Annotated in this window: 25 protein-coding genes and 2 tRNA genes; 16 read left to right on the forward strand and 11 right to left on the reverse strand. The window is 67.0% G+C overall.

Annotated features, from left to right (window positions below; all coding sequences use genetic code 11):
• The 4 genes from QZ853_RS07365 (at position 1) to QZ853_RS07380 (ending at position 3,218) form a co-directional block, all read left to right on the forward strand.
• On the forward strand, positions 1-588 hold the full coding sequence (locus QZ853_RS07365) for an aminodeoxychorismate/anthranilate synthase component II (protein WP_014038739.1): 588 nt from the start codon (positions 1-3) through the stop codon (positions 586-588).
• A gap of 16 nt (positions 589-604) precedes the next feature.
• Complete coding sequence (gene trpD / locus QZ853_RS07370) at positions 605-1,636, forward strand: anthranilate phosphoribosyltransferase (protein ID WP_295571687.1); 1,032 nt, start codon at positions 605-607, stop codon at positions 1,634-1,636.
• Positions 1,637-1,710: 74 nt separating this feature from the next.
• Entirely contained in the window at positions 1,711-2,505 is a 795-nt protein-coding gene (gene trpC / locus QZ853_RS07375; RefSeq protein WP_295571688.1) for an indole-3-glycerol phosphate synthase TrpC, read from the forward strand.
• Positions 2,502-3,218 (forward strand): haloacid dehalogenase-like hydrolase, encoded by a 717-nt coding sequence (locus QZ853_RS07380; protein ID WP_295571689.1) that lies wholly within the window; start codon positions 2,502-2,504, stop codon positions 3,216-3,218. The genes trpC and QZ853_RS07380 overlap by 4 nt, the downstream gene beginning before the upstream one ends.
• 77 nt (positions 3,219-3,295) lie before the next feature.
• On the opposite strand, the gene QZ853_RS07385 is transcribed toward QZ853_RS07380, so the two are convergent.
• Both QZ853_RS07385 and crp read right to left on the reverse strand, forming a co-directional pair.
• Positions 3,296-4,057 (reverse strand): sulfite exporter TauE/SafE family protein, encoded by a 762-nt coding sequence (locus QZ853_RS07385; protein WP_054172646.1) that lies wholly within the window; start codon positions 4,055-4,057, stop codon positions 3,296-3,298.
• 54 nt (positions 4,058-4,111) lie between these two features.
• Positions 4,112-4,801, reverse strand: a complete 690-nt coding sequence (crp, locus tag QZ853_RS07390; RefSeq protein WP_197584449.1) for a cAMP-activated global transcriptional regulator CRP — start codon at positions 4,799-4,801, stop codon at positions 4,112-4,114.
• 149 nt (positions 4,802-4,950) lie between these two features.
• Between crp and speD the strand changes: the two genes are divergently transcribed.
• Both speD and sugE read left to right on the forward strand, forming a co-directional pair.
• Positions 4,951-5,745, forward strand: a complete 795-nt coding sequence (speD, locus tag QZ853_RS07395) for an adenosylmethionine decarboxylase (RefSeq protein ID WP_006473908.1) — start codon at positions 4,951-4,953, stop codon at positions 5,743-5,745.
• A gap of 168 nt (positions 5,746-5,913) precedes the next feature.
• Positions 5,914-6,234 (forward strand): quaternary ammonium compound efflux SMR transporter SugE, encoded by a 321-nt coding sequence (gene sugE / locus QZ853_RS07400; protein ID WP_295571690.1) that lies wholly within the window; start codon positions 5,914-5,916, stop codon positions 6,232-6,234.
• Positions 6,235-6,289: 55 nt separating this feature from the next.
• Here the strand turns inward: sugE and coq7 are convergent, their stop codons facing one another.
• Positions 6,290-6,934 carry a 2-polyprenyl-3-methyl-6-methoxy-1,4-benzoquinone monooxygenase gene (coq7, locus tag QZ853_RS07405; protein WP_295571691.1) on the reverse strand — a complete coding sequence of 215 codons (645 nt, stop codon included), beginning with the start codon at positions 6,932-6,934 and terminating at the stop codon, positions 6,290-6,292.
• A 197-nt stretch (positions 6,935-7,131) separates the two neighbouring features.
• Here coq7 and rplM point away from each other — a divergent pair, with 197 nt between their 5' ends.
• Together rplM and rpsI are read left to right on the forward strand one after the other, a co-directional pair.
• Complete coding sequence (rplM, locus tag QZ853_RS07410) at positions 7,132-7,560, forward strand: 50S ribosomal protein L13 (RefSeq protein ID WP_005414692.1); 429 nt, start codon at positions 7,132-7,134, stop codon at positions 7,558-7,560.
• Positions 7,561-7,562: 2 nt separating this feature from the next.
• Entirely contained in the window at positions 7,563-7,955 is a 393-nt protein-coding gene (gene rpsI, locus QZ853_RS07415; protein WP_005411311.1) for a 30S ribosomal protein S9, read from the forward strand.
• 319 nt (positions 7,956-8,274) lie between these two features.
• Here rpsI and QZ853_RS07420 read toward each other — a convergent pair.
• Together QZ853_RS07420 and QZ853_RS07425 are read right to left on the reverse strand one after the other, a co-directional pair.
• Positions 8,275-8,349 (reverse strand) — tRNA-Gln (locus tag QZ853_RS07420).
• Between the two features lie 55 nt (positions 8,350-8,404).
• Positions 8,405-8,481: transfer RNA gene (locus QZ853_RS07425), tRNA-Met, on the reverse strand.
• Between the two features lie 121 nt (positions 8,482-8,602).
• On the opposite strand from QZ853_RS07425, the gene QZ853_RS07430 reads away from it, so the two are divergent.
• The 3 genes from QZ853_RS07430 (at position 8,603) to bfr (ending at position 10,153) form a co-directional block, all read left to right on the forward strand.
• Complete coding sequence (locus QZ853_RS07430; RefSeq protein WP_295571692.1) at positions 8,603-9,223, forward strand: RNA pyrophosphohydrolase; 621 nt, start codon at positions 8,603-8,605, stop codon at positions 9,221-9,223.
• A gap of 108 nt (positions 9,224-9,331) precedes the next feature.
• Positions 9,332-9,541, forward strand: coding sequence for a bacterioferritin-associated ferredoxin (locus tag QZ853_RS07435; protein ID WP_100474180.1), 210 nt, complete (start codon positions 9,332-9,334; stop codon positions 9,539-9,541).
• Between the two features lie 141 nt (positions 9,542-9,682).
• A complete protein-coding gene (gene bfr, locus QZ853_RS07440) occupies positions 9,683-10,153 on the forward strand; it encodes a bacterioferritin (protein WP_295571695.1) in 471 nt (156 codons plus the stop codon).
• A gap of 40 nt (positions 10,154-10,193) precedes the next feature.
• Here bfr and QZ853_RS07445 read toward each other — a convergent pair whose 3' ends face one another.
• Genes QZ853_RS07445 through QZ853_RS07455 form a run of 3 tightly spaced genes read right to left on the reverse strand, consistent with a single transcriptional unit; the run spans position 10,194 to position 14,984 of the window.
• Complete coding sequence (locus QZ853_RS07445) at positions 10,194-12,434, reverse strand: hybrid sensor histidine kinase/response regulator (protein ID WP_295571698.1); 2,241 nt, start codon at positions 12,432-12,434, stop codon at positions 10,194-10,196.
• A 1-nt stretch (position 12,435) separates the two neighbouring features.
• Positions 12,436-14,322 (reverse strand): EAL domain-containing protein, encoded by a 1,887-nt coding sequence (locus QZ853_RS07450; protein ID WP_295571699.1) that lies wholly within the window; start codon positions 14,320-14,322, stop codon positions 12,436-12,438.
• 44 nt (positions 14,323-14,366) lie between these two features.
• Positions 14,367-14,984 carry a DUF4126 domain-containing protein gene (locus QZ853_RS07455; RefSeq protein ID WP_295571700.1) on the reverse strand — a complete coding sequence of 206 codons (618 nt, stop codon included), beginning with the start codon at positions 14,982-14,984 and terminating at the stop codon, positions 14,367-14,369.
• 179 nt (positions 14,985-15,163) lie between these two features.
• On the opposite strand from QZ853_RS07455, the gene QZ853_RS07460 reads away from it, so the two are divergent.
• The 5 genes from QZ853_RS07460 to ampE all read left to right on the forward strand — a co-directional run bounded on the left by QZ853_RS07460 (position 15,164) and on the right by ampE (position 18,859).
• Entirely contained in the window at positions 15,164-15,907 is a 744-nt protein-coding gene (locus tag QZ853_RS07460; protein WP_345777895.1) for a DUF6776 family protein, read from the forward strand.
• Between the two features lie 4 nt (positions 15,908-15,911).
• Positions 15,912-16,376 carry a polymer-forming cytoskeletal protein gene (locus QZ853_RS07465; protein WP_295571701.1) on the forward strand — a complete coding sequence of 155 codons (465 nt, stop codon included), beginning with the start codon at positions 15,912-15,914 and terminating at the stop codon, positions 16,374-16,376.
• A gap of 31 nt (positions 16,377-16,407) precedes the next feature.
• Positions 16,408-16,800: an iron-sulfur cluster insertion protein ErpA gene (erpA, locus tag QZ853_RS07470; protein WP_106550933.1), complete on the forward strand. Its 393-nt coding sequence runs from the start codon at positions 16,408-16,410 to the stop codon at positions 16,798-16,800.
• 119 nt (positions 16,801-16,919) lie between these two features.
• Positions 16,920-17,825: an NAD(+) diphosphatase gene (nudC, locus tag QZ853_RS07475; RefSeq protein WP_295571703.1), complete on the forward strand. Its 906-nt coding sequence runs from the start codon at positions 16,920-16,922 to the stop codon at positions 17,823-17,825.
• Between the two features lie 146 nt (positions 17,826-17,971).
• Positions 17,972-18,859, forward strand: a complete 888-nt coding sequence (ampE, locus tag QZ853_RS07480) for a regulatory signaling modulator protein AmpE (RefSeq protein ID WP_295571704.1) — start codon at positions 17,972-17,974, stop codon at positions 18,857-18,859.
• A 508-nt stretch (positions 18,860-19,367) separates the two neighbouring features.
• Here ampE and QZ853_RS07485 read toward each other — a convergent pair.
• The 3 genes from QZ853_RS07485 to QZ853_RS07495 are packed head-to-tail and all read right to left on the reverse strand — an operon-like array spanning position 19,368 to position 20,437.
• Entirely contained in the window at positions 19,368-19,793 is a 426-nt protein-coding gene (locus QZ853_RS07485) for a DUF2752 domain-containing protein (RefSeq protein WP_295571706.1), read from the reverse strand.
• A gap of 43 nt (positions 19,794-19,836) precedes the next feature.
• Positions 19,837-20,115, reverse strand: a complete 279-nt coding sequence (locus tag QZ853_RS07490; RefSeq protein ID WP_295571708.1) for a CD225/dispanin family protein — start codon at positions 20,113-20,115, stop codon at positions 19,837-19,839.
• 34 nt (positions 20,116-20,149) lie between these two features.
• Positions 20,150-20,437 (reverse strand): CD225/dispanin family protein, encoded by a 288-nt coding sequence (locus tag QZ853_RS07495; RefSeq protein WP_005419784.1) that lies wholly within the window; start codon positions 20,435-20,437, stop codon positions 20,150-20,152.
• Between the last annotated feature and the right edge of the window lie 115 nt (positions 20,438-20,552).

The raw sequence follows: 20,552 nt of genomic DNA on the forward strand, positions 1-20,552 counted from the left end.
ATGTTGTGGATGATCGACAACTACGACAGCTTCACCTACAACCTCGTGCAGTACCTGCAGACGCTGGGCGCCGAGGTGAAGGTGGTGCGCAACGATGCGATGAGCGTGGACGAGATCGCCGCGCAGAAGCCCGAGCGCATCGTCATCTCGCCCGGCCCGTGCACGCCCAACGAAGCGGGCGTGTCGCTGGAACTGATCCAGCGGCTGGGCCCGACCACGCCGATTCTCGGCGTCTGTCTGGGCCACCAGGGCATCGGCCAGGTCTACGGCGGCACGGTGATCCGTGCCGGCAACATCATGCACGGCAAGACCTCGCCGATCCGCCATGAAGGCAAGGGCGTGTTCGCCGGTCTGCCGGACCGCTATCAGGCCACCCGCTACCACTCGCTGGTGGTGGACAAGAACAGCCTGCCGGACGTGCTGGAAGTGACCGCCTGGACCGAGAACGACGACGGTTCGATCGAAGAGATCATGGGCCTGCGCCACCGCCAGTTCCCGGTGGAAGGCGTGCAGTTCCACCCCGAATCCATCCTCACCGAACACGGCCACGCCCTGCTGCGCAATTTCCTGCAGCGCCCGGCGGCCTGATCCAAGGAGCATTCCCATGAGCTTCTCCCCCCAGGAAGCCCTGCACCGCACCATCGAGCACCGCGAAATCTTCTTCGACGAAATGGTCGACCTGATGCGGCAGATCATGCGCGGCGATGTCTCGCCGATGATGACCGCGGCGATCCTCACCGGCCTGCGCGTGAAGAAGGAGACCGTGGACGAAATCGCCGCGGCGGCCACCGTGATGCGTGAATTCGCCCGGCCAGTGCCGGTGGCCGATACCTCCAACCTGGTCGATATCGTCGGCACCGGTGGCGACGGCTCGCACACCTTCAACATCTCCACCTGTTCGATGTTCGTCGCCGCCGCCGCCGGTGCGCGCGTGGCCAAGCACGGCAACCGTAGCGTGTCGTCCAAGTCCGGAAGCGCCGATGCACTGGAAGCGCTGGGCGCGGTGATCGAGCTGCAGCCGGAGCAGGTGGCCGCAGCCATCGAGCGGACCGGCATCGGCTTCATGTTCGCGCCGATCCACCATCCGTCGATGAAGGTGGTGGCACCGGTTCGCCGAGAAATGGGCGTGCGCACCATCTTCAACATCCTCGGCCCGTTGACCAACCCGGCCAGTGCGCCGGCGGTGCTGATGGGCGTGTTCCATCCCGATCTGGTCGGCATCCAGGCGCGCGTGCTGCGCGAACTGGGCACCGAGCGCGCGATGGTGGTCTGGGGCCGCGACAACATGGACGAGATCTCGCTGGGCGCCGGCACCCTGGTCGGCGAACTGCGCGACGGCAAGGTGCGCGAGTACGAGATCCACCCCGAAGATTTCGGCATCGCCATGTCGGCCAGCCGCAACCTGCGGGTGGACAGCCCGGAGCAGTCCATCCAGATGCTGCGCGCGGTGCTGGACAACACGCCGGGCCCGGCGCTGGACATCGTCGCGCTCAACGCCGGCGCCGCGCTGTACGTGGCCGGCGTGGCCCACGACATCGGTGACGGCCTGGCCCGAGCCCGTGCCGCCATCGCCAACGGCAGCGCCCGCCAGCGCCTGCAGCAGTATGTCGAGACCACCCGCGCGCTGGCTGCCTGAGCGCGCGGTTCAGCCTGACCTCCTTGATGGCCGATAATGGCCGTCCTCACCGCCCCCGCACCGAACCGAAGACGATGAGCGACATCCTGCAGACGATCCTGGCCCGCAAGGCCGAAGAAGTGGCCCAGCGCCGCGCCCAGCGCCCGCTCGAGGCGCTGCAGGCCGCCTTGGCCAGCGCCCCACCGGTACGTGGCTTCGTGCGCGCGCTGCAGGCGGCGGTGGCCAACGGCGACCCGGCGGTGATTGCCGAAGTGAAGAAGGCCAGCCCCTCCAAGGGCGTGATCCGCCCGGACTTCCGCCCGGCCGACATCGCCGTCAGCTACGAATTCGGCGGCGCCAGCTGCCTGTCGGTGCTGACCGACGTCGATTTCTTCCAGGGCGCCGACGCCTACCTGCAGCAGGCCCGCGAAGCCTGCACGCTGCCGGTGCTGCGCAAGGACTTCGTGATCGATGCCTACCAGGTATACGAAGCGCGCGTGCTGGGTGCCGACTGCATCCTGCTGATTGTCGCTGCACTGGACGACACCCAGCTGGCCACCCTGTCCGAACTGGCCCTGTCGCTGGGCATGGACGTGCTGGTGGAAGTGCATGACATCGACGAACTGGAGCGCGCACTGCAGGTGCCGGCGCCGATGATCGGCATCAACAACCGCAACCTGCGCACTTTCGAGGTCTCGCTGCAGACCACCCTGGGCATGCAGAACGCCGTACCGCGCGACCGCCTGCTGGTCACCGAAAGCGGCATCCTCGGCCCGCAGGACGTGGCCCTGATGCGCGACGCCGGCATCCACGCGTTCCTGGTCGGCGAAGCCTTCATGCGCGTGGAAGAGCCGGGCGAGGGCCTGCGTCAGCTATTCTTCGCAGCATGACAACGCACTATCCAACGCCGCGCGGGGACGCGCCGCTGGTGGTCTTCGACTTTGACCACACCCTCTACGACGGTGATTCGGGCACCCACCTGTTCGCCTCGCTGATCAAGCGCAATCCGCTGCGCATGCTGGCCGCGCTGCTGGTTACGCCGATCGCCGGGCCGCTGGTGGCGATGCTGCCGACCCGGCGAACCGGTATCTCGGTCTACGTGTGGATCGGCAGTTTCGGCCTGCACCGCGCGCGTGATTTCAACAAGGTCATCGACGCCTACGTGCTGCGCAACGAGGCGCAGATGCGCGCCAAGCTGCTGCCGCAGGCGCTTGAGGTGTTCGCCGCGCACCGTGCCAAGGGCGACCGCGTGGTGGTGGCCACCGGCGCGCCGCCGGAGCTGGCCCGCGCCATCCTGGCCTTCGTGGCGCACCAGGATGTGCCGGTGATCGGCACCGAGGTCGGCCCGCGCCTGGGTGGCGTCGGCCCGACCCGGCACTGCCACAACGAAGAGAAGATGCGCATGCTGCGCGAGCGCGGTTATGGCGATATCGACATCGCCTATTCGGACAGCACCGCCGACCTGCCGCTGCTGCTGGCGGCCAAGGCCCCGGTGGTGGTGAACCCGAAGCGCTCAAAGGTGGACTTCTTCCGCCGCGTGTTGCCGGCCGGCACCCGCATCCTCAACTGGGGCTGCGTCGAGCGCGGCGGCGACAAGACCTGAGCCGGGGTTGGATCCCCAAAGGGGCTCTGACCCGCACGGCACGATCACCGATCCGCCGGGCCATGCCCGGCGAGCGATCAGCGGTACAGGTGCCCGTACACCGCATGGCCGATCTGGAACAGGCTGATGCCCAGCACCAGGACGCCCACGGCCACCAGCACCCAGCGCTCCTTCACCCGCTTGACCAGGATCGCCGCCACCGGCGCGGCCATCATGCCGCCGATCAGCAGCCCGGCGACGATCTGCAGGTGCTGTACGCCCATCGACAGCAGGAAGGTGGCCGAGATGGTCAGGGTGACGATGAACTCGGCGGCGTTGACCGTACCGATGGTGGTGCGCGCCTGGCCGCCGCGGGCGAGCAGGGTGGAGGTCGCCACCGGCCCCCAGCCGCCGCCGCCGCTGGCGTCGAGCAGGCCGGCGAAGAAGCCCAGCACCGGTACCCGGCGGATCTCGCCCTTGGGCATCCAGCGCCCGGCGGCACGGGCCAGGATGATGATCGCCAGCACCAGCAGGTACAGGTAGATCAGCGGCCGGATGATGTCGCCGGGGATCTGGGTGAGCACATAGGCACCGACGGCGCCGCCCACCGCGCCAGGCAGGGCCAGGCGCAGGAACAGGCGTTTATCGACATTCCCGGCGGCGAGGTGCGACACACCCGAGGCGCCGGTGGTGAACACTTCCGCGGTGTGGATGCTGGCGCTGACCTGCGCCGGCGGCAGGCCCATGCTCAGCATCACCGACGATGAGACCAAGCCGAAGGCCATGCCCAGCGCGCCGTCGACCAGCTGCGCGCCGAGGCCGATGAGGATGAACCACCAGAATTCGCTGCTCAGTTCCATGCACCGAGCCTAGCGCGCGAAGGAGTGCGGACCAAGGTCCGCACCCACCGGGGATCAACGGGTACCGTACAGCACCACGGTCTTGCCGCGCGCGTGAAGCAGGCCGTCGGTCTGCAGCTTCTTCAGCACGCGGCCGGCCATTTCACGCGAGCAACCGACCAGGCGCGCCAGTTCCTGGCGCGAGACGCGCAGCTGGCTGCCTTGCGGATGGCTCATCGACTCCGGCTCCTGCGCCAGGTCGTGCAGGGTGCGCACGATGCGATCGGTAACGTCCAGGAATGCCAGGCGGCTGGCTTTGCGGCTGGTGTCTAGCAGGCGCTTGGAGATCTGCTGGCCCAGCGCGTACAGCAGGCGCGGGGCGTCGGCCGACAGCGGGCCGAGGAACAGCTGATGCAGGCGCTCGTAGCTGATTTCAGCCAGTTCGCAGGCGGTACGGGTCCGCAGGATGACCTCGCGGCGGTCCGATTCGACGAACAGGCCCATCTCGCCGACGAACTCGCCGGCACCGAAGTAGCCCAGGACCAGCTCGCGATCGTCATCTTCCTCGGCCATGATCGAAACCGAGCCGCTGACGACGTAATACAGGGTTCCGGCCGGGTCTCCGGGGCGGAAGACATCGGTACGGGTGGGATATCGCCGCCTGTGGCTGTGGGCCAGGAAGCGATCGATTGTGGCGATATCCAAGGCCAGTGGACTGCTAGCTAGGCGCACGGTTGACACGATAGGGGCGCTCCCTCTGCGCATGAACGGATTCACGGGTTCGATAGCGGAGCTTAACCAGCGCAATTGTTAAGGGCAAACAGTGTGCCAGAACTCTTGCGTCTTCACGTTCCCCCCGGGGGCAGTTTGCCCCATAATTCCCCCTTTCCCTTCTTACACAGGAATCGACCGCCGTGGTCAAGCCGTTGCCTCGCCTGAGGCTGCAGGGTTTCAACAACCTCACCAAGGCGCTGAGCTTCAACATCTATGACGTGTGTTACGCGCGCACCGAAGAGGAGCGTCAGCGTTACATTGAATACATCGATGAAGAGTACAACGCCGACAGGCTGACTCAAATCTTGACCGATGTCGCCGAAATCATCGGTGCCAACATCCTGAACGTGGCGCGCCAGGACTACGACCCGCAGGGTGCCTCGGTGACCATCCTGATCTCCGAAGAACCGGTGATCGACAAGAAGCAGGCCGGCAAGGAGCTGATCTCCGACGCCGTGGTCGCGCACATGGACAAGTCGCACATCACCGTGCATACCTATCCGGAAACGCACCCGCAGGAAGGCATCGCCACCTTCCGCGCCGACATCGACGTGGCTACCTGCGGCGTGATTTCGCCGTTGAAGGCGCTGAACTACCTGATCGAGAGTCTGGAATCGGACATCGTGATCATGGATTACCGCGTGCGTGGCTTCACCCGTGACGTGAAGGGCAAGAAGCACTACATCGATCACAAGATCAACTCGATCCAGAACTTCCTGGCCAAGAACATCAAGTCGCGTTACGAGATGTTCGACGTCAACGTCTATCAGGAAAACATCTTCCACACGAAGATGCACCTGAAGGACTTCGATCTGGACCAGTACCTGTTCGAGGAAAAGGCCAAGAACCTGTCGTTCAAGGAACGCATGAAGATCGAAGCGCTGCTCAAGCGCGAGATCGAAGAGCTGTTCCACGGCCGCAACCTGTCCGAGTAATGCCCCATGCGCGATGCCCGCCGGCATCGCCACCAGGCGGGACGACCCGTTCCGTGGAACCCGTGCTTGGTGCGCGTTATGGTTTCACGGTGATGTACCGACCCACGGCCCGGTGTGAAAACACCGGGCCGTTTCGTTTTTTCAAAAAAAGGTAAGGAGCCCCCACCCATGCCCTGGATCTACCTGCTGCTGGCCGGCCTGTTCGAGATCGGTTTCGCCCTCGGGATGAAGTACTCTGAAGGCTTCAGCAGACCCCTGCCCACCGTCGCCACGGTGGTGTCCGCGCTGATCAGCCTGTACCTGATGAGCCAGGCGATGAAGAGCATTCCGGTCGGCACGGCCTATGCGATCTGGACCGGCATCGGCGCGCTGGGCGTGGCGGTGCTGGGCATCTTCCTGTTCAACGACAGTGCGTCGCCGGCCCGTCTGGCCTGCGTAGGCCTGATCGTGGCCGGTGTGATCGGCCTGAAGCTGGTGTCGCCCAACTGACATGATGGGGTCGGAACCTTTTCCCGAGGAAAAGGGATCCGACCCCGTATCGCGACTACAGCCGGTAGGCGATGGTCTTCATCACCTTGGAGGCCAGCGCCATCGCCCCCGGGATCGGGAACGGCAGGCGGCGTGCGCCGGCCTGCTCGGCGTGGTCCGCGTGGCGGGCCTCGTCTTCCTTCATCACCGCGATGACCGCGCGGCTGCGCAGGTCGCCGGCCGGCAGGTCGACCAGGTGTTCGTCCAGATGGGCTTCCACCTGGCGCTCGGTCTCGACCACGAAGCCCAGGTTCCAGCCATCGCCACGCAGCCCGGCCAGGGTGCCGATGGTGTAGCTGCCGGCGTACCACAGCGGATTGAACAGGCTCGGGCGGCTGTCCAGTTCGCCCAGCCGGGTGGCGCACCAGGCCAGGTGGTCGGTTTCCTCCTGGGCGGCTTCCAGCAGGTGTTCACGCGTGGCCGGGTCACGGGCCACAGCGGCCTGGCCGAAGTACAGACCCTGCGCGCAGACTTCGCCGACGTGGTTGATCCGCATCAGGCCGGCCGCGTGCCGGCGCTCGGCGTTGTCCATGCCTGGCTCGGCGGTGTCCGCCGCCGGGTAGGGGCGGGCCGCCGGCGGGTTGCCGAACACCGTGTCCAGGGCGCGCTGCGCCTCGGTGAGCAGGTGGTCCAGCGGGGTGGTCTGGCGGAGCACGGTCATGGCGGCACGCGATGGGGCGGAAGACTCCCGATTCTCGCCCGCGCCCGGGCCCCTGCCAACCCGGGACCCGGCGCGGCTTGCACCCGGCCGCCAGGGTGAGTACAATCCCGCCTCTTACGCTTCACCTTTTCACAACGCGTGGCAGAGTTCCGGTGAGCCTTTCGCCGCAATGAGCCCGACCTAACCTAGAGTTCTTCATGAGCACTTTCACTGCCAAGAACGAGACCGTCCAGCGCGACTGGTACCTCGTCGACGCCGAGGGCAAGACCCTGGGCCGTCTCGCCACCGAGCTGGCCCGCCGTCTGCGTGGCAAGCACAAGCCGGTCTACACCCCGCACGTTGATACCGGCGACTACCTGGTCGTCATCAATGCAGAGAAGATTGCCGTCACCGGCAAGAAGCTGCAGGACAAGATGTATCACCGTTTCACCGGTTACATCGGCAACCTGAAGACCGAATCCCTGGCCCAGGCGCTGGAGCGCCACCCGGAGCGCGTGATCGAGATCGCCGTGAAGGGCATGCTGCCGAAGGGCCCGCTGGGTCGCCAGATGTACCGCAAGCTCAAGGTCTACGCTGGCACTGAGCATCCGCACGCCGCACAGCAGCCGCAGGTTCTGGATATCTAATCATGGCTATCACTCAAAACTACGGCACTGGCCGCCGCAAGTCCTCCACCGCTCGCGTGTTCCTGCGCAAGGGTTCGGGCAACATCACCGTCAATGGCCGTCCGCTGGACGAGTTCTTCGGTCGTGAGACTGCGCGCATGATCGTGCGCCAGCCGCTCGAGCTGACCAAGAACACCGAAAGCTTCGACATCCTGGTCACCGCCGCTGGCGGCGGCACCACCGGCCAGGCCGGTGCGATCCGTCTGGGCATCGCCCGTGCTCTGGTCGAGTACGACGAAACCCTGAAGTCCGAGCTGCGCAAGGCTGGCTTCATGACCCGTGACGCCCGTGAAGTCGAGCGTAAGAAGGTCGGTCTGCACAAGGCCCGCCGCGCCACCCAGTTCTCCAAGCGCTGATTTACCGCGCCTGGTTGGGCTCCTTCGGGGGCCCGCTGGATGGAAAAACAAAAGCCCGGCTTCGGCCGGGCTTTTGCTGTTTCTGGGTTGTGCATTCCCAGGTTGCCGGCCAGCGGCCGGCACTACCCGTGGTTTCGCGTCTTGGGAGGAGGTGGGGCAGGGCCTTTTCCTGTGGAAAAGGATCCGCCCCCTGGTCTCTCTGGGGGAGAGCTCCTTTGGTGTTCAAGAGGATGCGCCCACAGGCGCGGGGATACGGTGAGATGCGTGACCAAACAAAAAAAAAGCCTGATCTTTCGATCAGGCTTTTTTCTTTTTTGTCTGGCTGCCCCGGATGGATTCGAACCACCGAATGCCTGAGTCAGAGTCAGGTGCCTTACCGCTTGGCGACGGGGCAAAACGTGCAACTATTGTCTCACTTTTCACACTGAAAAACAACTTGATTTTCAGTGTGGTGGCTATGGGTGGACTCGAACCACCGACCCCAGCATTATGAGTGCTGTGCTCTAACCGGCTGAGCTACATAGCCTTGGTGAGCCCGCTATTCTGCGGATGTGTATCGTCCCTGTCAACACTTTTGTACCGCGCTTGTGGGCTGACAGGCGGCATGGGATAGTCCCAACCAGTAGATTTTCTTAGGAGTCCGCATCGTGATCGATCCGGACGGCTATCGACCGAACGTCGGCATTGTGCTGATGCGGCAGGACGGCCAGGTGTTCTGGGCACGACGTGTGCGCCGGGATGGCTGGCAGTTCCCGCAGGGTGGCATGAACACCGACGAGACGCCTGTCGAGGCCATGTATCGTGAACTGCAGGAAGAGACCGGCCTGCTGCCTGAGCATGTGGAAGTGCTCGGGGCGACGCCCGGCTGGCTGCGCTACAAGCTGCCGGCGCGGGCCATCCGCCGCAATGAGCGGCAGGTCTGCATCGGGCAGAAGCAGGTCTGGTTCCTGCTGCGCCTGACCGGCGACGAATCCCACGTGAAGCTCGACCACACCGACTCGCCGGAGTTCGACCACTGGCGCTGGGTGGATTTCTGGTACCCGGTGGAGCACGTGGTGATGTTCAAGCGTGGCGTCTATGCGCGTGCCCTGCGACATCTGGCGCCCCTGGCGCGCGGGGTGGCCGGGCAGGGCGTTACCGCCATGCCCAAGAGTGCCGCCGAGGCCTGGATGCCGGGCCACACCGCCGGCCATGACCGCCCCCGCAAGCGCCCGCGAAGCCGCGGTTACTGGCCAAAGAAGGCCACGGGCGACGTTCCATCCAACTGATCGGCTGAACGGTATCGAGAATGGTTCAGGCCTCTGATTGACAACCATTCTCGTTTCCATTGGAATATCCACCAGGCCACTCTTGGCCTGTCAGCCCGGTTCACGCCTGTGTACGTCTGCATCTGCAACGGAGTCACCGACCACCAGATCCGCGAAGCCGCCAGCCATGGCGTCAGCACGGTGGCCGAACTGACCATGCGTACCGGCTGTGGCGCCACCTGCGGTTCCTGCCTGGACATGGCCGGCGAGCTGCTGGCCAAGGCACGTGCCACCCACGATCTGCCGCTGCCGGTACTTGGCCTGGCCCAGGTTGCCTGACCGTCTTTCGCGGCGGATTGACGCCGCGTTTCCGCCTCCTTCAGCGACCGCCGCGCAGGCCAATGCGCACGATTCGCGTTCCTTCACCGCGGCGCGCAAGGCGCTAAAGTGCCTGCGTTTTCAGCGTGCAGGAGCATCCCCATGAAGGGCGACACCAAGGTCATCGAATTCCTCAACAAAGTCCTCTACAACGAGCTGACCGCGATCAACCAGTACTTCCTGCACGCCAAGATGCTGAAGAACTGGGGCATCAAGGAGCTGGCCGAACACGAGTACAAGGAATCGATCGACGAGATGAAGCATGCCGACATGCTCGCCGACCGCATCCTGTTCCTCGAAGGCCTGCCGAACTTCCAGGCGCTGGGCAAGCTGCGCATTGGCGAGAACCCGACCGAGATCCTGCAGTGCGACCTGTCGCTGGAACGCGACGGCGTGGTCACCCTGCGCGAGGCCGTGGCCTATGCGGATTCGGTCGGTGACTACGTCAGCCGCCAGTTGTTCGTGAAGATCCTCGACTCGGAGGAGGAACACATCGACTGGCTGGAAACCCAGCTGGACCTGATCGAGCGCATCGGCGAGCCGAAGTACCTGCTGAGCAAGCTGGAAGACTGAGCGTTCGCATGGAGCGTCGAGCCATGCTCGACGCTACCGGTTACCGGTGCTGGCCGAGGTAGCCGGTCAGCGCCACGCGCGCACGGGCGAACTCGGCCACCAGCAGCGCCACCGCCACGGCGGGGCGCTGCAGGCTGCCGCTGCGGGCTTCGTGCTCGATGCGTCGCGCCACCGCCGACAGCGACAACGCGCCGACGTTCGCACTGGATGATTTCAGGCTGTGCGCGACTGCCAGCAGGCGGGTGTCGTCGCCGGCCTGTGCGGCCTGCTGCAACTGCTGTACCAGTGCGGGCGTGTCTTCCAGGAACACCGAAATGATCTGGTTGGCGGCCTCGCCGATCACCGCGCGCAGTTCGTCCAGTACTGCGCGGTCGAGCACCGGTTGCGGGGCCACGCTGGCTGGCTTGGCTTGTGGCGTCGAGCGTGCGCGACGATCGCCCGATCGATCGCTGTCGAGTTCCGCCAACCGAGCATGGCCCGGCTCTACCGGGGGCGCGCCGTCGAGCAGGCTCGACGCTACGGCATCGCCAGACCGCTGGCCCCAGCGCCGCAACAACGCATGCAGCGTGCCGCGTGTAATCGGTTTGGACAGGTAGTCGTCCATCCCCGCCTGCAGGCAGCGCTCGCGGTCGCCGGCCATGGCGTTGGCAGTCATCGCGATGATTGGCAGCCGCGCCAGCCCGCGCTCGGTTTCCTCGGCACGCCAGCGGCGGGTGGCGGCGTAGCCGTCCAGCACCGGCATCTGGCAGTCCATCAGCACCACATCCATGCCGCCTTCGCGCAGCAGCCCCAGGGCCTGCTCGCCATCGGCTGCGTTGCGTACTTCGCACTGGAATACGCGCAGCAGCTGCTCGGCGACCATCCGGTTGACGGTGTTGTCTTCCACCAGCAGCACGCGCAGGTGCAGCGGCGGCAGCGTGGTGGTCGCCGGCGCTTCCTCTGCGTTGGCCAGCAGGGCCGCCGGGCGCGCCTGCGTGGTGGGTGCGGCCAGCAGGGCATGCAGGGCCGCATCGTCGAAATGCGCCGGCAACGCCTGCTGACGCGGCCGCGCCGGCATTGCATCATCCTGCAGCCACAGCACGTGCAGGCCGTCGTCGTCGCCGCGCTCGGCCAGCGCCTGCTGCAGTGTCGCCTCGCCGTGCCGGCGCGCACGCGCATCGATCAGCAGCCAGGCTGGCGCCGGTTGCCCCGGGCGCGGCATTGCGCGCAGGCGCTCGACCAGTTCGTCGAGCTGCGCCAGCGCCAGCGCCTGCACCTGCAGCCCGTGATGGGCCGCAATGCGCTCGACTCGCGCCTGCAGCAGCGCATCGCCGCTGAACAACAGCAGCGCGGCCGGCGCGCGTGCCATCGCAGGCAGGTCGCCGGGCACCTTCAACAGCGGAATCTCGAACCAGAACGTGGCGCCCTGGCCGGGCGTGGACTGCACGCCGATGCGCCCGTGCATCAGGTCGATGATGCGCTTGCAGATCGCCAGGCCCAGGCCGGTGCCGCCGTAGATGCGGGTGGTCGAGGCGTCGGCCTGGCTGAAGGACTGGAACAGGCGTGCCTGCAGGGCCTCGTCGATGCCGATGCCAGTGTCGACGATCTCGAAGCGCAGCTGGTGCTGCGCCGCGCTTTCGCCCAGGCGCTGCACCCGCAGCAGCACCTGGCCGCGGGCGGTGAACTTGATGGCGTTGGCCAGCAGGTTGCTCAGTACCTGCCGCAGCCGCACCGGATCGCCACGCACCGGCAGGCGCACCGTCGGATCCAGCTGCAGCCCCAGTGACAGGCCCTTGGAATCGGCGGCGCGCTGCATCAGCTGCACCACGCCATCGAGCAGGTCGCGCAGGTTGAAGCTGGTGATCTCCAGTTCCAGCGCCTGCGCTTCCAGCCGCGAGTAGTCGAGGATGTCGTCGACGATGCGCAGCAGCTGCTGCGAGCTGGCCGATGCGGTGGCCAGCATCTGCCGCTGGTCTTCACCCAGCGGGCCACGTGCGATCAGCTCCAGCATCGGCAGGATGCCGTTGAGCGGCGTGCGGATTTCATGGCTCATCGTGGCCAGGAATTCGCCCTTGGCCAGCACCGCCGCTTCGGCGGCCTGCTTGGCCTGCAGCAGCTGCTGTTCCAGCTGCCCCTGGCGCTCGGTGGTGTGGCGCAACTGGTCGCGCTCGCTGGCCAGCGTGTTGCGTTCCCGCTGCAGCAGGGCCAGCGCACGATCCCGTGCGCGCAGGCGCAGGCCCATCAGCAGCAGCCCCGCCGCTGCCACCATGAGCGCCGCCAGCAGCGCGACCCACAGCGGCACCTCAGAGCACCGCGTTGTGGAAGTCGAAGTTCAGGTCACTGCCGGCCGACTGCACCATGTTGCCCTGGATGTAGTCGACACCGCCCACCCACATTGCGGCAGCGGCCTGCGGGTCTTCGATCTGCTGGCCGATGATCTGCAGCCCCGCACCGTGCGCGCGTTCGATCGCCCGGCGCAGTTCCTCGCGGGTGGCCGGATTGGTATGGCTGCTGGAGAAACGCGCGGCCATGCGCACGAACGACAGGGGCAGTTGGGTCAGCAACGCATCGGCTTCGCCGCCCGGCTCGAACTGGCTCAGGCAGAAGCGCACGCCGGCCCCGGTCATGCGCTGGCAGAACTGCTGCAGCGGTACGGTGTGGATCAAGGCGTCGGGCAGGCGCACGTCGATCACCAGCGCGCTGCCGGGCAGGTCGCGCCGCTGCAGTGATTCCAGCAGCCAGTCGGTGAACGCATCGCGCTGCAGTGTGCGCAGCGACTGCGAGACGAACAGGTTCAGCGGCTGTGTCGCGTGCCGGTACAGGTCCAGCAGGCCCAGCGCATGGTCCATCACCTGCTGGTCGAGGTCGGCGATGCGGCCGGCGGCTTCGGCGGCCGGGATCACCTGGCCGGCGGCCAGCACCGTGCCATCGGCCTGGCGCAGGCGCAGCAGCAGCTGGTACTGCGCGGTATTGCCGCCGGCGACGGCGACAATCGGCTGATACGCCAGTTCCAGCTGGCCTTCCAGCAACGCCAGGTGTTCCTGATCACTGACCGCGTCGCGATGTACGTGGCCGGCCACGCCGGCGCTGAGCAGGCGTGCCTGCAGTGTGGTGCGTTCGACGGCTTCCAGCGCGCTGTGGGCATCGTCGAAGCCGGGCGACAGCGGTGCATAGCCGACCACGCCGCGCAGGTGCACGGACTCGTCGTCGCGGATCACGAAGGCCCGTACCGACAGCTGCTCGCGCAGGGCGGCGGCGATGCCTTCCAGGCTGTCCTCGGCGGCATTGCGCGCCAGCAGCAGGAAGCTGTTGTCGTTCAGGCGCGCCAGCAGGTGCGGATGGCCAGCCTCGGCCAGGCGCTGTCCGGCCTGTACCATCAGGCGTTCAAAGGCGGCATAGCCGTAGCGCTCGCGCAGGCCCAGCGCACTGGAGACTTCGACGAAGAACACCCCGCCCGTGTCGCGGTGGGCGAGGGCGGCGTTGAGCTGCTGCAGGACGTGGTGGCGCGTCGGCAGGCCGGTTTCCGGATTGCTGGTGGCCGGCGCGCCGGACGCACCGGGCAGGGTCGCGGCCTGCGCACGTGCACGGCGGATGCGGTTGGACACGGCGGCGATCAGGTGGCGCGGCCGGATCGGCTTGCTGAGGTAATCGTCGGCGCCGCTGTCGAGCACCTCGAACTGGCGCTCCGGATCCGGGTCGCCGCTGAGGAACACGATCGGCAGCAGCTGCAGGCCGGGTTGCTGGCGGATCAGCGCAGTCAGGCGCATGCCATCCAGGCCGGGCAGGTGCAGGTCCATCAGGATCAGGTCCGGATGGTGTTCCTTGATCGCCTGCAGCGCGCCATCGGCGTCGCTGTGCACGATCGCCTGCATCCCGGCGCCGTGCAGCACGCTCTGGGCGAACAGGGCCTGGGCGCGATCGTCTTCGACGATCAGCACGCGGTAGGGCGAGTCGGACGGTGACGGTGCGTGGTCGCTGTTGCCTGCTTCGGCGGCAGTTGCCGCGATCGGGCCGGGCAGCGGCGGCGGTGCCGCATTGGCCATGGCGGCACCGGCAGCGGCGACAGGCACCGTGGTGGGCGTTGCGGCGGTGGGGCTGGTCGCGGTGCTGGCCCAGCGTTGCCAATGATCGGCCGGAGGGGTTTCAGCGCGTCCCGGGCGGGCGCCCGCGGGGGATTCGTTTGCGGCCATCGGTGCTCCTGGTGTTCGCATCCATTATGCGACAAGCCCGGCGGTCAGCCGCTGCTGTGCTGTCGTGGACTGTCGGCTGCAGCACCGCGCGCCAGCCAGCGCACGCCCTTCCACAACGCGCGCCAGACCAGCCACACCAGCAGCGCGCCGGCCAGGCTGCAGGCCAGCACCACCACCAGCGCGATCCACGGGTGCGCCAGTGCCAGCGCCAGACCGCCGACCACCACGGTGTCTTCGGCGGCCGACGCTACCCAGTTGCTGGCCGGCTCCGGCGAGGTGTTGAGCAGGGCGCGGGTGCCGGCCTTCAGGCCGTGGCTGGCCAGGGCGACACCGGCGCCGGCGGCAAGTGCGCCGGTTCCCAGCTGGCCGTCCGGCGACAGCGTGGCGGCAGCGAGGAAGGCACCGGCGGGCACGCGCGCCAGGGTCTGTACAAGGTCCCAGGCCGAGTCCACGCCAGGAATCTTGTCGGCAAAGAATTCGGTGATCGCCAGTGCCGCAGACGTGCCCAGCACCCACCACGATTCGGTGGCCTGCAGGGCGGGCGGCAGATCGACCCAGCCGAGCAGTCCGGCCAGGCCGACGCCGAACACGGTGAGGTAGACGCGGATGCCGGCCAGCCAGGCCAGCAGGATGCCGATCACGAACAGATGGGCTTCGGTCATGGCGGTGCTCCGGCGACGGAACTGTGCAGGGGGCCACACTATCGGCGATGGCGTGGCTGAACGCCACCGGCCGCGGCCGGGCCCTGCGCAGGAAACCCGCCCGTCCTGTCATACACTAGCCCGTCGTTTGCCACAGGGGCCGTACTGGTGTCGCCCTCGCGATGCCCCGGAATCCACCCATGACCAACCGCCCTCCCATGCGCGTGCAGGTGCGCCTGCCCGGTGCGCCGCAACCGCCTGCCGACCGTCGCCGCCTGCTGGTGATGGGCGGCATCTGGCTGCTCAGCCTGGTGCTGGCGGTACTGGGCGGCTGCTGGATGGCCACCCCGCGCGATGCCCAGGGCCAGCGCCTGCAGGCCGCCGAGAAGCGCGCCGAGGCGCTGCAGGGCCAACTGACCGAGCTGCGCCAGAAGCAGGCCACGCTGGAAGCCTCCGACCGCATCAGTCGTGCCGCCAACACCGAAGTGCAGTCCTCGCTGGCCGAGCGCGACGAGGAAATCGCCGGCCTGCGCGCCGACGTGGCGTTCTACGAGCGCCTGGTCGGATCGACCAGTCAGCGCAAGGGCCTGAACACCCATTCGATCGAGTTCAGCCCGGAAGCGGCCGGCACCTGGCAGTACACCGCCGTGCTGACCCAGAACCTCAACCGCGGTGCCATCAGCCAGGGGCAGATGCGTTTCACCGTGGAAGGCGTGAAGAACGGCAAGCTGGCCACGATCAGCTGGGATGATCTGCACCAGCGCAGCAAGGTGCCGGGACAGGATTACTCGTTCCGGTACTTCCAGCAGATCACCGGCAGCGTGATGCTGCCGGCTGACTTCACCCCGCAACGCGTGCGGGTGACATTGGGGAGTGGTACGGGGGGTACCACCCAGGTATTCGACTGGAAACAGGCCGGTGCGCCGGCCAGCAAAGGGGAGTAGGCAGATGTTCGGAAGCAGCAAATCCAACCGTGACGGCCAGCTGGTGGTGGATGCCCTGATCGGCAACCAGGTGGTGATCCGTGGTGATGTGGAATTCAGTGGTGGCCTGTATGTGGAAGGCCGCATCCACGGCAAGGTGATCGCCGCCGAAGGCGCCAGTGGCGCGACCCTGACGGTCGCCGAGCATGGCGTGATCGAGGGTGAGATCCGTGCCCAGGTCGTGGTCATCAGCGGCCGCCTCGACGGTGACGTGCATGCCACCGAGAAGGTCGAGCTGACCCCGAGCGCGCGCGTCAACGGCAACGTCCATTACCAGGTGGTGGAAATGAATGCGGGCGCGCAGCTGAACGGCCGCCTGATCCATGCCAGCGCCCCGATGGCGGCCCTGCCGGCGCCGGAAGGCGCCGACGCCGCTGATGGCAAGGGAGACACCGCTGCGCGCCGCAAGCTGGCCGAGGCGATGTCTTGAAAGCCATCTTCGGCGCCCCCATGCTGACGCCATGAGCACGCTAGTCTCCCTGCCCGGCGCCACCCCGGCCGCCGCGCCCGATTACCAATCGCTGGAGCGCCCGCTGAACTTCACCGAGTCGGCGGCTGCCAAGGTCAAATCCCTGATCCAGGAAGAGGGCAACCCCGACCTGGCATTGCGCGTGTACATCGAAGGCGGCGGCTGTTCCGGTTTCCAGTACGGGTTCGAGTTCGACGAGAACCGTGCCGACGATGACCTGGCGGTGCAGACCAGCGGGGTGACCCTGCTGGTCGACCCGCTGAGCCTGCAGTACCTGATGGGCGCCGAGGTGGACTACACCGAGAGCCTGACCGGTGCGCAGTTCGTGATCCGTAACCCGAACGCCAAGACCACCTGCGGCTGCGGCAGCAGCTTCAGCATGTAGGCAGGGCGCGGGGCCTGCGTCCCGCGCGACAAGGTGTGTGGAGCAAGCTCCGCACCCGTAGACAGTTTCCGGATAGCCTGCGGCTTGCCACCCGCATCGATTGGCGGCACGCTTGCCGGATGCCCAAGACTCCTTCGCCGCTTTCCGGTTTCGCCTTCGTTGGTGAACCGCTGGAGCGCGCCGATGCCCTGCGCGAAGATGCCGATGCACTGGCGCGCCTGTGGCCGGGCGCGCGTATTCTCGTACTCGATCAGGACGGCAGCGCTTTCACCGGCGATGACGACCAGCCGCTGGCGCTGAGCGGTGCCGACATCGGCGGTGGCCCCGGTGCCGCGATCTTCTTGGGCCTGCGAGGGGAGCAGGCCTGGTTCTCGGTTGAAGCGGCCAACGTCGCCGTCGCCGCGCCCCGCCGTCTCGACCTGCGGCAAGCCGCCCTGCTGTGGTCGATGGCCGACGCGACCGCCTTCAGCTACGCCCGTGGCATGTCCTACTGGCATTCGCGCACCCGCTTCTGCGGTGTGTGCGGTGGCACCGTGGCGTTCGCCCGCGGCGGCTTCGTTGGGCACTGTGCGCAGTGCTCCACCGAGCATTATCCGCGGGTCGATCCGGCGGTGATCGTGGCAGTTGAGAACCAGGGCCGGCTGCTGCTGGGCCGCCAGTCGAACTGGGCGCCGCGTCGCTACTCGGTGCTGGCCGGTTTCGTCGAACCCGGCGAGACCTTCGAGCAGACCGTGGTGCGCGAGGTGCACGAGGAGAGCAAGGTGCGGGTGACTGCCTGCCAATACCTCGGTTCGCAGCCCTGGCCGTTCCCGGGGGCGCTGATGGTCGGTTTCCGCGCGCAGGCACACGACGACCTGCCGACCGTGGACGGTGAACTGGAAGATGCGCGCTGGTTCAGTGCCGACGAGGTGGGCGCGGCGCTGGCGCGTGATGCCGAGGACGATGGCCAGGGCATTCGTCTGTCACCACCGATCTCGATTTCCCGGGGCCTGATCGAGCACTGGTACCGGCAGCAGCGGGCATGACGCCCGGCCGCTGGCGGTGCGTCCTGGGTGCGAGCATTGCCGCCACCTGAACACGCCTCCGGTTACAGTCCGAATCACTGCTGAGGGGCTCGCTGCCAAAGGTAAGGTAGCGTCGCCGAGCGTCTTGTTTCGTAGGGAGTCCTGCCATGTTCACCACTCTGGCCGCCGTGCTGGTGGCGCTGGCCCTGGGCCATGTTGCCCCGGCCGCTGCCGCTTCGCTGCGCCGTTTCGACGGCTTCCGGCGCTGGCTGGTCTGGCTGGACGCACAGGGGGGCAAGGCCTGGCAGGGGCCGGCGGGTGTGGCGCTGGCGCTGCTGCCGCCGGTGCTGCTGATGGCGCTGCTGGCGTGGCTGCTGCGCGGTGTGCTGTTCGGCCTGCCATCGCTGTTCCTGGGGGTGGCGGTGCTGGCCTGGTGCTGGGGGCCGCGTGATCTGGATCGCGATATCGAGGCGATCATCGACGCTGACGATGCCGCGACGCGCCAGGCAGCGGTGCGCAACCTGCAGGCCGCGGGTGGCAGCCTGCGCGAAGACATGCCGTCGCTGGTCGAGGCGACCGTGCTCAACGCATTGCGGCGCTGGTTCGCGGTGCTGTTCTGGTTTCTGCTGCTGGGCCCGGCCGGCGCGCTGGGTTACCGGCTGCTGGCGCTGATGGCGGAAAGCCCGATGCGCGCGCGCGTGCCGGTAGAGCCGTTGGCGCTGGCGCAGCGCCTGCTGGGCTGGATCGAATGGCCGGTGGCACAGTTGATGGCGTTCTCGATGGCACTGGTGGGCAACTTCGATACCGCGTGGAAGGCGTGGCGGCAGGCGCATGGCGAGCGCCTGGCAGGCAATATCGGCTTCCTCGGCGCGGTGGCACGCGCCAGCGTCAACGCCGAGCTGCGCGAGGATGCGCACGACTACACCGAGGCCGGATTGCTGCCGGTGTGGCAGCGCCTGCCGGAATTGCGTGATGCGATGAGCCTGGTGTGGCGGATGCTGCTGCTGTGGCTGGCCGTGCTGGCGCTGCTGGTGATTGCAGGCTGGGTGACGTAGGTGCTTTGCAGGGCTTGCAGCCCTGCACCTGCAGAGGCCGGAGCCAAAGCCAAAGCGGCTCTGGGTTGCCGATGGTTGGGCGGGGCGGTGTGGGGCTGCAGGACACGCCGTAAACCCGTCCGTGGGGGCTCGATGGCGCCATCCATGGCGCCAACGGTCCTTCAGCCCCACACCGCCCCACCCCCGACAGTTTCCCGCTGACGGTGGGTCAACTGCGACTGCCGGTGGGTGTCGACCTTGGTCGACACGGTAGATCCACGCCATGCGTGGATGCAGAGCGAAGCGATCCGCTTGCGCTTTTGATCTTCTCTTTCTTTTCCGTGGTGGACGCGCACGGAAACTGTCCGTGGCCGGGCGGGTGGGCTGCGCCGGGGCGTGAGCCGCATGGATGCGGCGACCGAGCTTACATGGACGTACTTGCAGCGGCCCCTGCGCAGCCCACCCGCCCGGCCAGATCCCGTATCAATGCACTCGCCCACCACGAGGGGCTGCGCCGTTGGCTGCAAACCTAGATCGGCGCCAGCGCGGTGAACGGTGCCCACGGCAGGTTGCGCAGCAGCGCATAGCCGGGCAGTACCCAGAGCCAGAACGTGGGATTGGCCAATACCCGCATCAGCGGGTCGAGCATGCGCGGACGGATGCCAGCGATGTTGAGCAGCATCAACAGCAGGAACGGCAGGCTGACGACCAGCAGCGGGTTCATCGCCATCGCGCCGGGCAGGTCGAAATGGACCAGTGAGTACAGGCAGCGGGTGCTGCCACAGCCCGGGCAGTACAGGCCGGTCAGCGCGTACAGCGGGCAGCTCGGCAACGGGTTGCCGGCGGCATAGGGATTGACGTTGCGCAGCACCACTGTGGCACCTGCAGCCAGGCCAGCGGAAACCAGCAGTGGCGCCCAGCGGGCGAGTCGGGAGCGAGCAGGAAGCGCGGACATGCAACAACGGATCCGGCGCGGACGCCGGATCCGTCCACGTCGATCAGTAGCTGCCGTTGCTCATCGCGCCCATGCCGCCGAGCACAACGAAGAACAGCACGTACAGCACGACCACCACGACCCAGGCGATGGCCGACCAGATGGCCCACTTCTTGGCCTTGGCGGCGGAGTCCTGGGCGCCGGCGATGTCGCCAGCAGCCAGCTTGCCGTTGACCTGTGCGGCGTAGACGATCGACACGATTCCGGCCGGCAGGCAGCAGAACAGAGTGGTCAGGATGGCCCAGACCAGGTTGTTCGGGACCTGCGGAGTGGCGGTATTCATGGGTTCAAGCTCCTTGATGGGTGATGGTGGTGAATCATTGGTCGGAAAGAGCGCCCAGTACGGCCAAGCCGCCGAACAGCCCGAACCACAACAACAACAGGACCGGCAGGGCAACGGCCGAAGCCACCGCCCACCAGCCCGCCTTGCGCGACGCGCTATAGGCCCCGGGCAGGTCGCCGGCCGCGCGGCGGCCGTCGACCTGGGAGGCATAGACGATCGACACCACGCCCAACGGCAGACAGCAGAACAGCGTCGTCAGGATCGCCCAGACCAGATGGTTGGGGATGTAGACCGGACGGCTGAGCGGTGGTGGTTGATTCAAAGCGAGACTCCATTCCTTGGTGGCCGGCCTTGGTGAATTGGCCGGACCTCCCCCCTGTGGGTGCGTAATCTACCGCAACCTGCGTTGCATGTATGCGTTTACAGTTGCGCCACGA

It is taken from the genome of uncultured Stenotrophomonas sp. (genome assembly GCF_913778665.1).
Classification (GTDB): Bacteria; Pseudomonadota; Gammaproteobacteria; order Xanthomonadales; family Xanthomonadaceae; genus Stenotrophomonas.

What these genes read in the sequence shown, in the direction of transcription:
- QZ853_RS07365 (WP_014038739.1), top strand. Translation starts at nt 1, where the DNA reads ATGTTGTGGATGATCGACAACTACGACAGCTTCACCTACAACCTCGTG.
- trpD (WP_295571687.1), top strand. Translation starts at nt 605, where the DNA reads ATGAGCTTCTCCCCCCAGGAAGCCCTGCACCGCACCATCGAGCACCGC.
- trpC (WP_295571688.1), top strand. Translation starts at nt 1,711, where the DNA reads ATGAGCGACATCCTGCAGACGATCCTGGCCCGCAAGGCCGAAGAAGTG.
- QZ853_RS07380 (WP_295571689.1), top strand. Translation starts at nt 2,502, where the DNA reads ATGACAACGCACTATCCAACGCCGCGCGGGGACGCGCCGCTGGTGGTC.
- QZ853_RS07385 (WP_054172646.1), bottom strand. Translation starts at nt 4,057, where the DNA reads ATGGAACTGAGCAGCGAATTCTGGTGGTTCATCCTCATCGGCCTCGGC.
- crp (WP_197584449.1), bottom strand. Translation starts at nt 4,801, where the DNA reads ATGCGCAGAGGGAGCGCCCCTATCGTGTCAACCGTGCGCCTAGCTAGC.
- sugE (WP_295571690.1), top strand. Translation starts at nt 5,914, where the DNA reads ATGCCCTGGATCTACCTGCTGCTGGCCGGCCTGTTCGAGATCGGTTTC.
- coq7 (WP_295571691.1), bottom strand. Translation starts at nt 6,934, where the DNA reads ATGACCGTGCTCCGCCAGACCACCCCGCTGGACCACCTGCTCACCGAG.
- rplM (WP_005414692.1), top strand. Translation starts at nt 7,132, where the DNA reads ATGAGCACTTTCACTGCCAAGAACGAGACCGTCCAGCGCGACTGGTAC.
- rpsI (WP_005411311.1), top strand. Translation starts at nt 7,563, where the DNA reads ATGGCTATCACTCAAAACTACGGCACTGGCCGCCGCAAGTCCTCCACC.
- bfr (WP_295571695.1), top strand. Translation starts at nt 9,683, where the DNA reads ATGAAGGGCGACACCAAGGTCATCGAATTCCTCAACAAAGTCCTCTAC.
- QZ853_RS07450 (WP_295571699.1), bottom strand. Translation starts at nt 14,322, where the DNA reads ATGGCCGCAAACGAATCCCCCGCGGGCGCCCGCCCGGGACGCGCTGAA.
- QZ853_RS07455 (WP_295571700.1), bottom strand. Translation starts at nt 14,984, where the DNA reads ATGACCGAAGCCCATCTGTTCGTGATCGGCATCCTGCTGGCCTGGCTG.
- QZ853_RS07460 (WP_345777895.1), top strand. Translation starts at nt 15,164, where the DNA reads ATGACCAACCGCCCTCCCATGCGCGTGCAGGTGCGCCTGCCCGGTGCG.
- QZ853_RS07465 (WP_295571701.1), top strand. Translation starts at nt 15,912, where the DNA reads ATGTTCGGAAGCAGCAAATCCAACCGTGACGGCCAGCTGGTGGTGGAT.
- erpA (WP_106550933.1), top strand. Translation starts at nt 16,408, where the DNA reads ATGAGCACGCTAGTCTCCCTGCCCGGCGCCACCCCGGCCGCCGCGCCC.
- nudC (WP_295571703.1), top strand. Translation starts at nt 16,920, where the DNA reads ATGCCCAAGACTCCTTCGCCGCTTTCCGGTTTCGCCTTCGTTGGTGAA.
- ampE (WP_295571704.1), top strand. Translation starts at nt 17,972, where the DNA reads ATGTTCACCACTCTGGCCGCCGTGCTGGTGGCGCTGGCCCTGGGCCAT.
- QZ853_RS07485 (WP_295571706.1), bottom strand. Translation starts at nt 19,793, where the DNA reads ATGTCCGCGCTTCCTGCTCGCTCCCGACTCGCCCGCTGGGCGCCACTG.
- QZ853_RS07490 (WP_295571708.1), bottom strand. Translation starts at nt 20,115, where the DNA reads ATGAATACCGCCACTCCGCAGGTCCCGAACAACCTGGTCTGGGCCATC.